We start from the raw sequence: 14,101 nt of genomic DNA on the forward strand, positions 1-14,101 counted from the left end.
GTTCCGCGTCGGCGGCGGTATCGTAACGATCGGCAAGGCGCTGGGAACCACGGTGATCTGAAGCCCGCGCCGGAGTCGTACGAACTGCTCTCCACCGGCGGGATGGACGGCGTGCCTTTCCGGCCGAATCCATCGAGTCGTTCAAGCTGGAGAAGATCGTCAAACGCCACGACCTTTCCTGGCGGCCTGTACAACACGAGTCGCCTTCGTGATGAACGAGGAGCGCCGGCGGCGCATTCCCAAGGCAGACCAGGACATCATCGCGAAGCTGACCGGCGAGCCGCTCGCGCGCGCGTTCGGCGGGCGTGGGACCGCACGGGATAAGTCCGCGCACGCGCTCATGCAGACCACCGGTGTGAAGATGATGCCCGCGCCCAAAGCGTTCATGGACGAGATCCGCGCCAAGACCGCTCCTCTGGAGCAGAAGTGATCGCCGACGCCAAGGCGAAGGGCCTCGCCATCGCCGAGCAGGTGCTGAAGGAATTCCGCACCAAGTCGCCAAACCCTGAGGCCCCGGCTCTCCCACGAACCCCACCTCCGGCACACCAGCCGACCACGTGAAGACGTTCGAGCGCATCCTCGGCGTCGTCGCGGCCCTCGCGCTGTTCGCGATGATGGCGCACGGCGGGCCGACGTGATCGCCCCATGGTGTCTCGTCGTCCGTGCCCGGGGCGTGGAGATCACCGAGCTGCTCATGCTCGCCGTGATCTTCGTCGGCATGCCACTCCGCGTCGCCTCAAGGGCGAGCATCATCTTCGACCTGCTGGACCGGATCATGTCCGCACGGATCAAGACCCGGCAGCCCGCATCGCGAACGCCTCTGCGTCGCCGTGCTCGTCGGCTCGTCGTGGCTGGTCTACGGCCGCGCCGGACGCGCCGCCGAGTATGGCGATTCCACCGCCCAGCTCGGGCTGCCGCTCTATGGCTTCCAGTACGCCACGGCCGCGATGCTGCTGCTGGCGGCGGTGATGCACCTCTACCTGATGATCCGCGCGACGCCTTCGTCCGGACACCTTCCACCTGCCGCCCGTGGGAGGCGAGGATGTTTGAGTCGGCCGGGTTTCGCCATGATGTTCGCCCTCGGCGCTGTTGCGTGTGCCCATCGCCTTCAGCATGGCGATCGTGGGCGTGGTGGGCATCGGGCTGATGCGCTCCTGGCCGGCGGCGTTCTCGCTCACCGCCACCGAGACCTCGACATCGCCAAGTACACGTCCGTGCTGCCGCTGTTTCGTGCGATGGGCAACTTCGTCACGCGCGCCGGCATGCCGCAGGAGCTACCGCACGGCGTACCGCTTCGTCGGCCATCGGCGCGGCGGACTGGCCATCTCCACCATCCTCGCCTGCGCCGGTTTCGGCGCGATCGCGGATCGTCCAAAGCCACACGGCGACCATGGCCAAGGTGGCCATGCCGGAGATGCGGCGGTTCAACTACCGCGAATCCTTCGCCGCCGGCGCCATTGCGGCGGGCGGCACGCTGGGCATCCTGATCCCGCCGTCGGTGATCATGGTGATCTACCGGGATCAGGACGGAGCAGAGCATCGGCGCGCTGTTGCGGGCCGGCATCGTTCCGGGCCTGCTCTCGCCACTGGTCTGTACATCACGGCCTCCCATGATCGTCACGGCCCGCAACCCGAACTCGGCCCGCCCGGAGAGAAGTCGACCTGGGGCGAACGGCTGGAGGGCCTGCGCGACATCTGGGCGGTGGCCGTGCTCTTTGCCATCGTGCTGGGCGGTCTGTACGGCGGCTGGTTCACGCCCACCGAGGCGGCGGGCGTGGGAGCGGCCGGCGGATTCGTCATTGCGCTGCTGCGCGGACGGCTGAGCTTCGCGGTGATGGAACTACTTGCTGGTGGATTCCGCGCGCACCACCGCCATGCTCTTCACCATCGTGATCGGCGCATCGCTGTTCGCGAACTTCATCAACTTCACGACGCTGCGGTCGGATCTCGATATCGTGAAGAAGTTCGCCGTGAGCCCCACGCTGGTGATCCTGGCCATCTGCTTCGTCTCACATCGTGCTGGGCACGGCCATGGAGTCGCTGTCCATGATCCTGCTCACCGTGCCCATCTTCTTCCCGCTCGTGCAGAGCATGGGCTTCGGAACCCATCGGTTCGGCATTCTGGTGGTGTGCGTGGTCGAGATCGGCATGATCACGCCGCCGGTGGGCATGAACATCTTCGTGTGCGCAGCGTGGTGCCGGACGTTTTACGCACGCCGTCTGGCGCGGCGCGCTGCCTTTGTCGCGGCGGATGTCGTGCGGCTCACGCTGCTGGTGGCTATCCCGCCATCAGCGTCTGGCTGCCGCGCACGCTGGGACTGTGATTCTTCGAACCTCGAACGGAGAGAGCAGATGAAAAGCAATCGAGTGCTGGCACCGGTGGCCGCGGCCGTCGCGATGATCCTCACGAGCGGATGGGCTGCCGCCGTGGAACCGGAACAGGTCCCGAGCCGCGCCGCCAAGCGCATCCCTCGCCGCCGTGGTCCGCAGGCGACGAGCAGGGCATGGCCAACCAGATCGGCGCTGGCACCTGGATGCGCTGCGCTTTGCATTCGCAACCCAAGGCGCGCTCGTACGAGCTTTTCGTACCTGCGCTCCAACACCATGCCCAAGTCGCCCTTCAGCGGCCCGTACAACCAGAAGTACAAGCCCACCGGCGGCATCCCGTTCAGCGCCCACGCGTTCAACGGCGAAGAACTCGAAGCCGGCGCGGAGCCGGCCGCCCAGGCCACGCAGATGGACGCCATCGGCCACTTCGCCTTCCTGCCCGAACCGTGGAAGATGCAGCCACCCTTCCCCTCAGACACCGCCACCTACTACGGCGGCTTCAAGCAGTCCGAAGTAAAGCCCACGCCCGACTCGCCGCTGCTCAAGCTGGGCATCGAGAAGGCCCCGCCACTCATCACCTCCGCCATCCTGCTCGACGCCAAGACCCACGTCGGCGGCGGCAAACCGCTAGAGGCCGGCCGCGGCGTGACGGCCAAGGACATCGAAGACATGCTGGCCGTGCAAGGCCTGAGCGGCCGCGGCATCCTGCCCGGCGACGTCGTCTACATCCGCACCGGCTGGGGCGACAACTGGCAGGATCCGGACGTCGACAAGGTCTACTACTCCAAGGCGCCCGGCCTCGCCTACGACGCCGCGAAGTACCTGGGCGACAAGCGCATCGTCGCCATCGGCCTCGACACGCCCTTCATCGACCCGGTGCCCGAAGGCATGATGCAAGCAAGGCCCCGCCCGCCAAAGGCACCCGCCCGGCCTGCCCCTTCGCCGTCCACCACCACATGCTCACCCAGATGGGCATCCACCACATCGAACACGCCAACCTCGCGGCCATCGCCAACGACAAGGTGTGGACGTCCTGCACGATGATCCTGCCGCTGAGGGAAAAGGGCGGCGCGGGTTCGGCGGTAAGGCCGGTGGCGATTGGGGTGCCGGGGCAGTAAGGGCGGTGGGGGAGCGCCGGATGTGAATAGTTCACATTCGGCGGTGGTGGGGCGGGGGCATACTGTGGTTGAGGGGAGTGCGGGTTAGCGACATCCGAACGGGCGGGGGCTTGGGATGCGTGGACGAGGGATTGATTCGGAAGGGCTTCGATGCGTTCTTACATGTCATTCGACGGAAAGAATTTTGTCGAATGGGTGAGACTTGTCGTTGGGCGGCCTGAGGGACGCGCACACGCAGTAATCGCTGAAAGCGCAGGTCAAGCTCAGACGAGTGGAGGGATAAGTGTTCAAAGCAATAGCCGCGCTCATCGCTGTTCTCCTGGTTTCCGCTTGCGCGACGGGCTCAGCCGTGGTCACCGGCACGAAGCGGCCAGCGATCGCGCCTTCTGCCGTTCAGCTTTATTCGAAACCACCGGCTGAGTACGACGTCGTTGGTATCGTCGAAGCCTCCTCAGACGCGGGGCTGACCGAACAAGGGTCCATGGACTACGCTGCAGAAGAGCTTAAGAAGCAGGCTGCCGCCATTGGCGCAAACGGTCTCCTAATAACCTCAGTCGGTGAACGCAGACTTGCTCCGGCCATCGTGGCGGAGGCGATTTATGTCAGGAAGCAGTAGCGCCGCCCAACGGTCCGGTTGCAGCCGGACCGTTGGGCACCATGCACGAGGTCGCTACCCACTCTCACCCATGAACGAAAAGCTACTTAAGAGGTACCTTGGGTACGCCAGTACCGAGGAGGCATTTGCAGTTCTCTTCGTAAAGAAGCATATCTCTCGGGCCAAGGGGCATTGGGTCGACATTGTCGACTGCGAACGCTACGAGATGTCTTCCGACAATCTGCATTTCCGATTCGTCGATGGCGGTCTGTTCAAGAGAAGGATTCAACCGCAGTATCCGCCCAAGTCCGACTACACCTTCAATGGCGAATTCAAAGAGAGAGACTACTACTTGATGACGCGCGCCATTACGTGGGAGACCGCACACAAAGACATTGAGCAGCAAAAGTCCAAGAACATTGCCCCAGTCCAGTTCAAGATAACTGGTGTGAGTTATCCCAAGGTTCGTGGCGCGGACAACTACTTTCGAGAAGACGCACCACCCGAGATAAAGGCCCTTGCAAAGAACCTTAGCGACCGGACTAATCCTCTGTGGGATAAGGCAATGCAGTATGTCGACGAGCAAGAGTTCGTTTATGAGATTAGACAGCTGTCCATCGTTTAGCATGGTGCCCAACCTCTCCGTCAACCGGGCGCCCGGCAAGCGGCGCTTGCCGGTACCCTCCGCGCTTCGCGCTCCGGTCGCCGGTCACGTCGAACGTTGAGGCTGTAGAAAAACCCCCGTTCTCCCCTTGATCGCCGATCTGGGCCTCGGCATCATCGTCGCAACAGCGTTGCTGCGGAGAAGTCGCCGATGCCGAACTTCCGATCCGTCGACAGGAACCTCAAGTTCATCGCCGTCGACTTCGACGCGCAGATCCTCCCCGGCACGTTCCAGGACGCCGTCAGTGTGCTGGTAGACCAGGAACTCGACCTCACGCCGTTCATCGAGACCTACCGCAACGACGACACCGGCGCGCCCGCGTACCACCCTTCGATTCTCCTCAAAGTCATCCTGTTCGGCTACAGCCGAGGCCTGATCAGCTCCCGCGCCATCGCCGCGGCCTGCCGCCAGCACGTGCAGTTCATCGCCCTGAGCGCAGACAGCCAGCCGGACTTCTCCACCCTCGCAGGCTTCGTCAGCCGTCACACTGAGGCGATCCAGTCGCTCTTCACCCAGGTGCTGGTCATCTGCAACCGCGAAGGCCTCATCGGCCACGAGATGTTCGCCATCGACGGGGTCAAGCTCCCGAGCAATGCGGCCAAGTCCGGGCAGCGGTCTTCGGGAGGACTTCGAACGGGAAGCGCAGAAGGTCGGACAGTCCGTGGAGAAGATGCTCGCGGAGCATCGGAGGCAGGACGCTGCGAAGATCCCACCGGAGCAGGAACAGCGGACGCGTGAGAGGCAGAAGATCGAGCGGATGAGGGAGCACGCCAGGCAGATCTGGGCGTGGCTGGAGAAGCACCCCAGGGACCGCCTCGGCGCGAGCGGCAAGCCGGTGCTGAGCAACCGCACCGACAACGAGTCGGCGAAGATGTCCACGGACAAGGGCGTCGTGCAGGGCTACTGCGGCTTGGCGGCGGTAGACGAGAAGCACCAGATCATCGTCGCCGCCCAGGCGCACGGGACAGGCTCGGAGCAGGCACTGCTGCCGGGAATGGTGGAAGACCTGAAGCCTGTTCTGACGCCCGAGAGCGTGATCGTGGCCGATGCGGGCTACCACAGCGAAGCCAACCTCGCCCACCTGGAGTCCGAGAAGGTCGAGGCCTACATTGCCGACCGTGGTTACGGGGACCGGGACGAGCGCTACGCCGGACAGGAGAGGCACAAGGCGAAGGAAGATGCGCTCTGGGACAAGAGTCCGAAGGACCAGAGGCCGAAGCAGTTCCGCCCTCTGCCTTCAAGTTTGCCGATGACCTGAGTACCTGCATCTGTCCCGCTGGGAAGCGCCTCTACCGGAGCGGGAACAACTGCAACCGCAGTGGGCTGCGATCGATCGGATTCAAGGGGACACAGGACGGCGTGGGAACGGGGTCAGGTCTTGCAATGATGCACCCTGTCGCCTAGCATTGCCCCTGTGCCGCTCTCCCCATCGGATGTGCCGTAGCCTCAGACTCGCTCCGATTGTCGACCGTTGAGATACTCGACGCAGTATGCGTTCTGGCGCCATTCTGATGCCTAGGATGCCGTGAGCTACAGGAACAAGTGGGGCGGCGCACAAGGGATGATGGATGGTCGATCTTAAGGGTCGGCGACATGATTTCGACCGGAACGTGGGCCTTCTAAGGCTTACTTGGAGAGCAGAAGATCATGCAAGGATCCGCTTCTTCCTGGACGTCATTCCGACAACTGGCCCGGTGGGCCATGGTCCTTTTTCTAGCCGGCGCCTTGTTCCCATTCGTGATGATCGCGACCGCGGAACTACTTCCTCGATCGATTTCAGAGTTCGTGCTGTGGACTGTCGTCAGTCTTTGGAGTGGTGCATTGATGTGGACGTTGTTCAGACTCTTGTATTGGCCATGCCCCCGCTGCAACACGGCTTGGTGGGGGCAGCAGGGATGGCGTGCGAGCGCCGCCAGAAAGTGCGTCAAGTGTGGGCTGGGAGTCTATGAAGAACCGTGATCGCTGAGCCGCGGCTCATCGTCAGCCCTCTTCGCCTGGAAGCCGAACGCGAGTCCGAACCGGGCCAAGTCATTCATTCACGCACTTGTCGCCAAGCATCCGCCCATGTCCCGCCCTCTCCGCATCGAACTCGCCGGTGGTCTCTATCACGTCACCTCCCGGGGTGACCGCCGCGAGGACATCTTCTTCGGCGAAGCAGACCGCCTCGCTTGGCTGGACATCCTCGGCGGTGTCTGCAAACGGTTCAACTGGGCCTGTCATGCGTGGTGCCAGATGGACAACCACTACCACGTAGTCGTGGAAACACCCGAGGGAATCTGTCTCAGGGAATGCGGCAGCTGAACGGGGTCTACACGCAGTAAGTCAACCGCACTTACGATCGGGTGGGACACGTCTTCCAAGGGCGCTACAAAGCAATTCTGGTGGAGCGGGATGCGTATCTGTTGGAACTGTCGCGGTACGTGGTCCTGAATCCAGTACGCGCGAAGATGGTGAAGCGTCCTGAACAGTGGGCCTGGAGTTCGTACCGGTCGATGATCGGCCAAGCGGACAGGCCGGAATGGCTGCAGACGGACTGGGTTCTGGGGCAGTTCGGTTCCCGGCGCAACCGGGCCAGGGAGAAATACGCGGACTTTGTTCTCGCTGGGGTAGGCTTGCCGAGCGTGTGGGACAACGTGCACAGTCAGATCTACCTGGGCAGCGAGGCCTTCGCCGAACGTCTGCGCAAGCAAGCACCGAAGGACACTGACCTGGGGGAGATCCCGCGGATCCAGCGCCGGGCTGTGGCAAAGCCGCTTTCCAGCTTCGTCAAGGCCGCCCAAGGAAATCGAGATGCTGCGATCGCTGAGGCCTTTCAGTCCGGCGACTACACCATGAAGCAGATCGCAGAGCACCTCGGCGTGCACTACTCGACAGTGAGCCGGGCGGTGAAGAAAGCAGAGGGAGGAAACTTCGGATAGGTCGGTCGAATGCTGGATTGCAAGACCCGACCCCGTGCTTTCCATAGAACAACGCCCGCACAGGGCGGGCGTCGGGTCGATCTTCGGCTGATCAACAGTTCTGCAGTTCCGCCTCGGCGTTGCGGTTGGTCGATCGTACTTTTGCCTGCATGCACAAGGGGCAGCAGCACGGCTCTCTTGAACACGCCGGTTAGAGAGGCAAGATCGGCAGCGACTAATCGATTCGTGTCTACCTCGATGGAGAGCGGGAGATCGCCACTTTACTTATCGCTGGTAGGGGAGCATCGGCATCTGCGAGGCCGTACCGCACAGCAATCGTGACCAAGTAAGGCGCTCCGACTAGATCCCGCTTTCATCCAGCACCGCTTCGACTTCATTGCGCACGGCAGTGAGAGCCTGATTGTCGAACCGGTTGTTGCGGGCCTTCGTAGGGCAACGCCACTAAGCCCAAGTCGCCTCATCGCGTGGTAGCCATGCGCTCATCGAGTTTCAAGTTTCCGGCTGCTTGTCTTCCGTACATGCTGCGAAAGCGCTCAATGACACGCGTCTCATATTCACGAGCTGACGCCTTGTCGGGGAACGTCTTTCGGATCTCAGTGGTGTAGACGTCCCCCGTCTCGCGTGTCAGGCGGCGCGCTTGCTGTTCCGCCCGGATTGAGGCCCCTTCAGCGTTCAGGCCGCGCGCTGACTCGCCGATCTTGTGGGTGGCGCCGTCAGGCCCCTTGATCCGGTACACGTGCGTTTCGCCAACATAGCTGAGCGAGTTCTTGTGTACGCCCTTTGCGGCATAGGTAACAACCTCGTCTCCATGCTTCGCGATCGCACCAAGAGTTCGGCCGCCGGGAACAACAACACCAGCCGCCGCAACTATCCCTTCCTTCGCTACGCCGGCCGCGCCGTCAGACTGATACGCGGCAATGAGATCTATAGCCGTGAGTGTAACGTCGATTGCTTTGAGCGCTAGAGGCACCAACAACAGGACCGGCAGTCGGCCGTCGTTGTCGCGATAGCGATACGGATTGTTGTTCCCGTAGGCATAGCGATTGAAGCTATGGAGATCACCATCCGAGAACGACACCGGATCCATCCCCAAGAACCGCCCCAGCGTCGGATCGTAGTAGCGCGCTCCGAAGTACTGAATACCAAGGGCTTCTTCGGGCTTTCCGTGAAACCACTGGCGATTGCCGCCCGCCGCGGGTTCGTTGCGCCAACGTTCCCCGAACGGTCAATAGTCTTCACGCCACACGACGTCGCCGACCGTGTTGGTGGCGACGATGGCGCTTCCTGCCGCACAGATCGGGGGCACGCCTCACCTCACGTTCGCTCATGTACCGCCGTCTCCACACTTGACGGCAAGTCGACTGATGAAGAAGTTGGAGGAAGGCATGTTCGGATAGCTCAGCTGAATTCTGGATTGCAAGGCCCGACCCCGCGCTTACGCGCCGCACCCCATCACCGACGCTGGTGAGGAATGGCCCTGCCCATCACAAGAAATTGACCCTCTGAGACCGCTCTGCCATAGTACCCCGCGTCATTCGCGACCCCGACAGAGCCCATGTCTGCGTTCCCACGAACAGTCACGGCACCGTCGTCCGCTGGCGGCCCGAGCCGCACCAGCATTCCGTACCCACAGCGCCGTGCCCGCAATCCGGCGGTTCAGTCCAAGCACAGTTGTGCGATGTATGGTTGCTCGTCGCACAACTGCCTGTTCGTTCTAGCGCTCAGCAGTCCCAGTGACGAGATGATCAAGACAACTGAGAGGAGTCGATGACAATCCTCAAGACCCCTGCCTTTACGTTGACGATTCTTGCGTCTCTCACCGTGTCGCTGCCGGGTTCCGCATACGCAGACGTCGTGCGGTTGTCGTACATCTGGAACCATTCCTTCTGGGGGATTGGGGGGCTCTTGGCTGATCCTCCGCCGCCTGGGTTCAACGATGCGTTCTTTAGTCAAACACCGATCTCCGCGTCTTTCGAATACGAAAGAGGTAGCACCGGCGGAGTCAGCGATCAGGATCAGCCCATCCAGTACGAGTTCTTCAACTTGCGAAGAATCTCCATACATTTCAGTTCAAGTTCTTATGAACTTGAAACTGATGGAGACTCTTTTGGAACCATCACTGCTACGGAGCAAGAGGGAAAGGTCAGGTGGACGGGAATTCTGACCGGACATGTGTCGGGGCCGATAGTGCAATCGCTCGCTCCACGTTCTATTCACTTCGGGACTGAAGTCGAGGGTGCCTACACTGGGTTTCCATCAATTCAGCAGTTCCGTAGCTATCCAATGGGCTTCGGTGTTGAATTTGAAACAAGCCAAGGCAACAACATCATTGTGTCCTTTTCAACGGTATCCGCAGTTCCAGATCTTCCAACTTGGCTGGCGACTCTCGCAGGATCAGTGCTAATCGCTGGCAATACATACCGTCGAAAGCGCTTGGATCAGATCTACCTGGGCAGCGAGGCCTTCGCCGAACGTCTGCGCAAGCAAGCACCGAAGGACACCGACCTGGGGGAGATCCCGCGGATCCAGCGCCGGGCTGTGGCAAAGCCGCTTTCCAGTTTCGTTAAGGCCGCCCAGGGTAATCGAGATGCCGCGATCGCTGCCGCCTTCCAGTCCGGCGACTACACCATGAAGCAGATCGCGGAGCACTTCGGCGTGCACTACTCGACGGTGAGCCGGGTGGTGAAGAAAGCAGAGGGAGGAAACTTCGGATAGGTCGGTCGGATGCTGGATTGCAAGACCCGACCCCGACCTTGCAAGACCCGACCCCGAGTCTTCCCGAGTCTTCCTCCCCGGTTAGCCTCGCGCTGCGACGGGATCCTCACGCGTGGCTTCGCGCCACCAGAAAGGCACAAGCGTGGCGCCCGCGGCGGCGATCGCCCAGCTGACGGTCGGACTCGTCCCGGTGCCGCCGATCAGCAGTTGTCCGATGCCCACCAGTAGCAGGAACAGAGAAACCGCCGTGATGACGACAGCGACGAGGCGGCGCGCCATGGCGCGTACCGGGACCCAGGGGGACTCGCCCGCCAGTCGGGCGGTTCGAAACCAGAATCCGGGCGGCCTTACACGCCGATAGAACGCCAGCAGCACCTGCGGGTCGCTGGGCGGCGCGATGTACACCGCCGCCACGGCGGCCGCCGTCGTCGCCACCGCCATGACCGCCCAGCCGAAGCCACTCGGTTTCGGGGCCGTCCCGAACGCCAGGAGAAGAAGCGGTGCAGCAACCAGGGAAACCCCCATGGCCGCGAGCTCGGCCTGCGCGTTCACCCGCTCCCACAGCCAGCGCAGCACCAGTACCGAGCCCATTCCAGCGCCGAACAGCAGCGATATCGACCAGGCGGCCTGGATCGAATCGAGCTGCGACATCACGACCAGGGAGATCGTCACGATTGCCAGCCCCGAGAGTCGGGCCACGGTCACCAGCTCGCGCTGCGCCGGGGTCCGTTTCAGCCAGGTGCGGCACACCAGTCGACCGTAGATGTCATTGCTCCAGTAGGAGGCACCCCAGTTGAGGTGTGTGTCTACCGTGGAGGCCAGCGCCGCCAGCATTCCCGTGAGCAGCAGTCCGCGCAGCCCGGCCGGCATCAGGTCGTCGATGCCGGTGACGTACAGAATCTCGCGTTTCGCCGCGAAGCCGGCGACTTCACTCTCGTCCGGCGTGATCGGATACACCACCAGCAGCCCAACCGCGATCACCAGCCACAGCAGACTGCGCAGGAGGATCTGCGTCCAGGTGAAGATCAGCCCGGCCCACCGCGCGTCGCGGTCCGATCGGCACGCCATCGAACGCTGTGCGAGATATCCGGTGCCGTCTGCGTTCATCTGAAACAGCCACTGCAGCCCGATTACCACAAGAAAGGGCAACAACAGTTCACCGGTGTCCGCTGGCCAGAACGAGAGCAGACGATCGGCGCGCACCTGCCCGTAGAGCTCCGCCACTCGTAGCGACAAACCGCTGAGACCGCCGGCGGCCGTCACTACGAATACCGCGTAGATGGCAGTGCCCGCCAGCGCGATGCCCAGCTGGACGATGTCCGTGGCCACCACGCTGCGCAGCCCACCGGTCAGCGCATAGCCTGCGGTGAAGCCGAGGATGAGCGCGGTCGAAAGGAGACCGTTGGCCGTCGCCACATCGGGCGCCAGCCCGGTAATCGACGTGCCGATCGACAGCCCCAGGGACGAGACCGCAGTGACCAGCGCCGTGTGCAGACCCACCGGCAGCCATTCGTGCCAGGGCAGAAACACCTCGGCGATCCGTACGGCGGCCACCATGACCATGGCCAGGGCCGCGCAGTTGATAAGAGTGCCGTAGTAGAGCGCCTTGAACACCCTGAGCGCGAGCGCCGCCTGGCCGCCGTAGCGGATCTCGGCCAGCTCCGCATCGGTGATCACCCCGCTGCGCCGCCAAGGGCCCGCAAGCAGGAATGCCATCAGCAGGAAAGCAAGCGCGTAGATCCACAGCCGCCACAGTCCGAATACCCCCGCCGTCGCCACGAGCCCGACCACGAGCAGCGGCGTGTCCGCCGAGAACTGCGTGGCCGCCATCGACATGCCGGACTCCCACCCGCGCAGACTTCGCCCGGCAAGGAAGTACTCCTCAGCGCCACGAGAGGCATCGCGGCGTGCGCGCAATCCCGAGTTGAGCGCATAGATGACGAAGGCGGTGACGATCAGCAAGTCGATCATTCGCGGCGGACCTCGGACCTCTCCTCGAGGCAAAGGGGCGGGTGGGTGCCGATCGTGTTGCGCTTCCGTACGATCCGCACGTCGGCGCGGCCAAGAGCGGCTGCCACATCTGGTTTGCGGCGATTGCGATCCGGTTGACTGCGTGCGGGACGATCACCTGCGCACGAAAGCGCAATCGGGGCCACGCAATCGGGGATAGGTCTTTCCATCTACGACCGCCCAGCGTACTTCCATCATAGCCCGCCCTCTCCATATTGAGCCGGCCCGCGCAAAGATGGTGAAGCGTCCTGAACAGTGGGCCTGGAGTTCGTACCGGTCGATGATCGGCCAAGCGGACAGGCCGGAATGGCTGCAGACGGACTGGGTTCTGGGCAGTTCGGTTCCCGGCGCAATCGGGCCAGGGAGAAGTACGTGGCCTTCGTTCTCGCTGGCGTGGGATTGCCAAGCGTGTGGGACAACGTGGGCAGCCAGATCTATTGGGGAGCGCGGACTTCGCCGAACGTCTGCGCAAGCAAGCACCGAAGGACACCGACCTGGGGGAGATCCCGCGGATCCAGCGCGGGGCTGTGGCAAAGCTGCTTTCCCGTTTCGACAGGGCCGCCCAGAGCGACCGAGACGGTGCGATCGCTGCCGCCTTCCAGTCCGGCGACTACACCATGAAGAAGATCGCGGAGCACTTCCGTGTGCGCGACTCGATGGTGAGCCAGGGGAGTGAAGACGGAAGAGGCGGAGAGGTCGCGATAGACCCGCTTCACCGAAGCAGAATCGCCAAGATCAGCACGGCCAGCCCCACCAGACCGATAGCCAATGCCCGTGCGGGCGTCAGCCGGCCTCCGAGCGCCAGATTGAAGGCTGCAGGTAGCAGCAGCAGTACTCCTCCGACCATCATGATCACGCCGACAAGGGCGATCGATCCGCCCTCGCGAACCAGCGGCACACTCAGGATCAGGAGCACAGGAGAAAGAATCAGCATGCCCTTTCCAAGCAGTGCCCGGAATGGCGCCAGCGCTTCGATCCTGCGTGCGACGAAGGCGGGGTAGCCCTTGAACAGCCGCGGGGTGACAAAGACCAGCGCGAAAAACGTGACCACCGCAAACATCCAGCGCGCCCGTTCGATCCACTGCTTGGACGCGGGCTCGTGGGGGATACCCGCATCGAATAGCATGTACTCGACGACGTTGTCGGTCGAAACCAGAAAGCTGGCCTTGCGAGACCCCGCTCCGGGACTGCTGCTCCACTCGATCCGGCCGCCCTTGTCCTCGAACCGCCCCTCTTTCGCGCGCGTACGCACTTCGCTCCAATGCATGCGGAGACCCACGCCCTCGGGGGTGCGCATCACGCAGGGTGGCTTGACGACGAGAAAGGCGATGCGCGGGTCCGCCTCGGCGCGCTCCACCGGCGGCACGACGAAGGCGAGGCCCACGTCCGGATACTCGAACACCAGCGCACCGGTCAACGCCGGATCGCCGGCTTCTGCACGCTCACGCGTGACCGGCGCCGGCCCGAGATGCGCCTCCACCATGCTTCGCGTCAACCCTGCCCGCAGCAGTCCGCCTGGTTCGACGAAGGGAATCACGTCGCTGGCCCGGGCAACAGCGGTCGCCATCGATCCCATGCAGACGGCCAGCCAGGTCACGAGCCACACCAGCGCCTGAAACAGATGGGGTCGAGGCGCGCTACGCCTGTACGCACCGAGACACGAAAAGACTGCCGGCCGGCAGGTCAAGAAGAGTCTTTGGCTTGCGCTCGAGAAGTTCGGTTTGTGGAGCAACGGGATGCCTGACATGTCGTC

12 protein-coding genes and 2 pseudogenes are annotated in these 14,101 nt (G+C 63.0%); 9 read left to right on the forward strand and 5 right to left on the reverse strand.

Annotation, left to right across the window (positions count from 1 at the left end; translation table 11 throughout):
* Positions 1-211: 211 nt before the first annotated feature.
* Entirely contained in the window at positions 212-430 is a 219-nt protein-coding gene (locus tag IPK20_17885) for a hypothetical protein (protein ID MBK8018403.1), read from the forward strand.
* Between the two features lie 358 nt (positions 431-788).
* Here the strand turns inward: IPK20_17885 and IPK20_17890 are convergent, their stop codons facing one another.
* A complete protein-coding gene (locus tag IPK20_17890; GenBank protein ID MBK8018404.1) occupies positions 789-1,178 on the reverse strand; it encodes a hypothetical protein in 390 nt (129 codons plus the stop codon).
* Between IPK20_17890 and IPK20_17895 the strand changes: the two are divergent.
* From IPK20_17895 to IPK20_17925, 7 genes and pseudogenes are all read left to right on the forward strand, one after another.
* Positions 1,114-2,286 (forward strand): annotated as a pseudogene (locus IPK20_17895) (TRAP transporter large permease). The gene IPK20_17890 and the pseudogene IPK20_17895 sit on opposite strands and share 65 nt — an antisense overlap.
* A gap of 66 nt (positions 2,287-2,352) precedes the next feature.
* Complete coding sequence (locus tag IPK20_17900) at positions 2,353-3,372, forward strand: cyclase family protein (protein ID MBK8018405.1); 1,020 nt, start codon at positions 2,353-2,355, stop codon at positions 3,370-3,372.
* A 357-nt stretch (positions 3,373-3,729) separates the two neighbouring features.
* Entirely contained in the window at positions 3,730-4,062 is a 333-nt protein-coding gene (locus tag IPK20_17905; GenBank protein MBK8018406.1) for a hypothetical protein, read from the forward strand.
* Between the two features lie 70 nt (positions 4,063-4,132).
* The gene (locus tag IPK20_17910; GenBank protein ID MBK8018407.1) at positions 4,133-4,666 is read left to right on the forward strand and encodes a hypothetical protein; all 534 of its coding nucleotides are present in this window, start codon (positions 4,133-4,135) and stop codon (positions 4,664-4,666) included.
* A 189-nt stretch (positions 4,667-4,855) separates the two neighbouring features.
* Positions 4,856-5,443 (forward strand): transposase, encoded by a 588-nt coding sequence (locus IPK20_17915; GenBank protein ID MBK8018408.1) that lies wholly within the window; start codon positions 4,856-4,858, stop codon positions 5,441-5,443.
* Positions 5,444-5,462: 19 nt separating this feature from the next.
* A complete protein-coding gene (locus IPK20_17920) occupies positions 5,463-5,963 on the forward strand; it encodes a transposase (protein ID MBK8018409.1) in 501 nt (166 codons plus the stop codon).
* A gap of 806 nt (positions 5,964-6,769) precedes the next feature.
* Positions 6,770-7,623, forward strand: a pseudogene (locus IPK20_17925) (transposase).
* Between the two features lie 457 nt (positions 7,624-8,080).
* Here the strand turns inward: IPK20_17925 and IPK20_17930 are convergent.
* On the reverse strand, positions 8,081-8,710 hold the full coding sequence (locus tag IPK20_17930; protein ID MBK8018410.1) for a hypothetical protein: 630 nt from the start codon (positions 8,708-8,710) through the stop codon (positions 8,081-8,083).
* 680 nt (positions 8,711-9,390) lie between these two features.
* On the opposite strand from IPK20_17930, the gene IPK20_17935 reads away from it, so the two are divergent.
* Entirely contained in the window at positions 9,391-10,338 is a 948-nt protein-coding gene (locus tag IPK20_17935; GenBank protein ID MBK8018411.1) for a sigma-70 family RNA polymerase sigma factor, read from the forward strand.
* Positions 10,339-10,419: 81 nt separating this feature from the next.
* On the opposite strand, the gene IPK20_17940 is transcribed toward IPK20_17935, so the two are convergent.
* The 3 genes from IPK20_17940 to IPK20_17950 all read right to left on the reverse strand — a co-directional run bounded on the left by IPK20_17940 (position 10,420) and on the right by IPK20_17950 (position 13,945).
* Entirely contained in the window at positions 10,420-12,309 is a 1,890-nt protein-coding gene (locus IPK20_17940) for a sodium transporter (GenBank protein ID MBK8018412.1), read from the reverse strand.
* A 473-nt stretch (positions 12,310-12,782) separates the two neighbouring features.
* On the reverse strand, positions 12,783-13,064 hold the full coding sequence (locus tag IPK20_17945; GenBank protein MBK8018413.1) for a hypothetical protein: 282 nt from the start codon (positions 13,062-13,064) through the stop codon (positions 12,783-12,785).
* Positions 13,061-13,945, reverse strand: a complete 885-nt coding sequence (locus tag IPK20_17950; protein MBK8018414.1) for a hypothetical protein — start codon at positions 13,943-13,945, stop codon at positions 13,061-13,063. Before IPK20_17950 ends, IPK20_17945 begins: the two co-directional genes overlap by 4 nt.
* Positions 13,946-14,101 lie beyond the last annotated feature (156 nt).

The sequence above is a fragment of the Betaproteobacteria bacterium genome (assembly GCA_016713305.1).
Classification (GTDB): domain Bacteria; phylum Pseudomonadota; class Gammaproteobacteria; order Burkholderiales.

Excerpts from the sequence above, each read along its gene's own strand:
- IPK20_17915 (MBK8018408.1), top strand. The coding sequence starts at position 4,856 with ATGCCGAACTTCCGATCCGTCGACAGGAACCTCAAGTTCATCGCCGTC.
- IPK20_17935 (MBK8018411.1), top strand. The coding sequence starts at position 9,391 with ATGACAATCCTCAAGACCCCTGCCTTTACGTTGACGATTCTTGCGTCT.
- IPK20_17910 (MBK8018407.1), top strand. The coding sequence starts at position 4,133 with ATGAACGAAAAGCTACTTAAGAGGTACCTTGGGTACGCCAGTACCGAG.
- IPK20_17885 (MBK8018403.1), top strand. The coding sequence starts at position 212 with ATGAACGAGGAGCGCCGGCGGCGCATTCCCAAGGCAGACCAGGACATC.
- IPK20_17900 (MBK8018405.1), top strand. The coding sequence starts at position 2,353 with ATGAAAAGCAATCGAGTGCTGGCACCGGTGGCCGCGGCCGTCGCGATG.
- IPK20_17920 (MBK8018409.1), top strand. The coding sequence starts at position 5,463 with ATGAGGGAGCACGCCAGGCAGATCTGGGCGTGGCTGGAGAAGCACCCC.
- IPK20_17930 (MBK8018410.1), bottom strand. The coding sequence starts at position 8,710 with ATGGATCCGGTGTCGTTCTCGGATGGTGATCTCCATAGCTTCAATCGC.
- IPK20_17940 (MBK8018412.1), bottom strand. The coding sequence starts at position 12,309 with ATGATCGACTTGCTGATCGTCACCGCCTTCGTCATCTATGCGCTCAAC.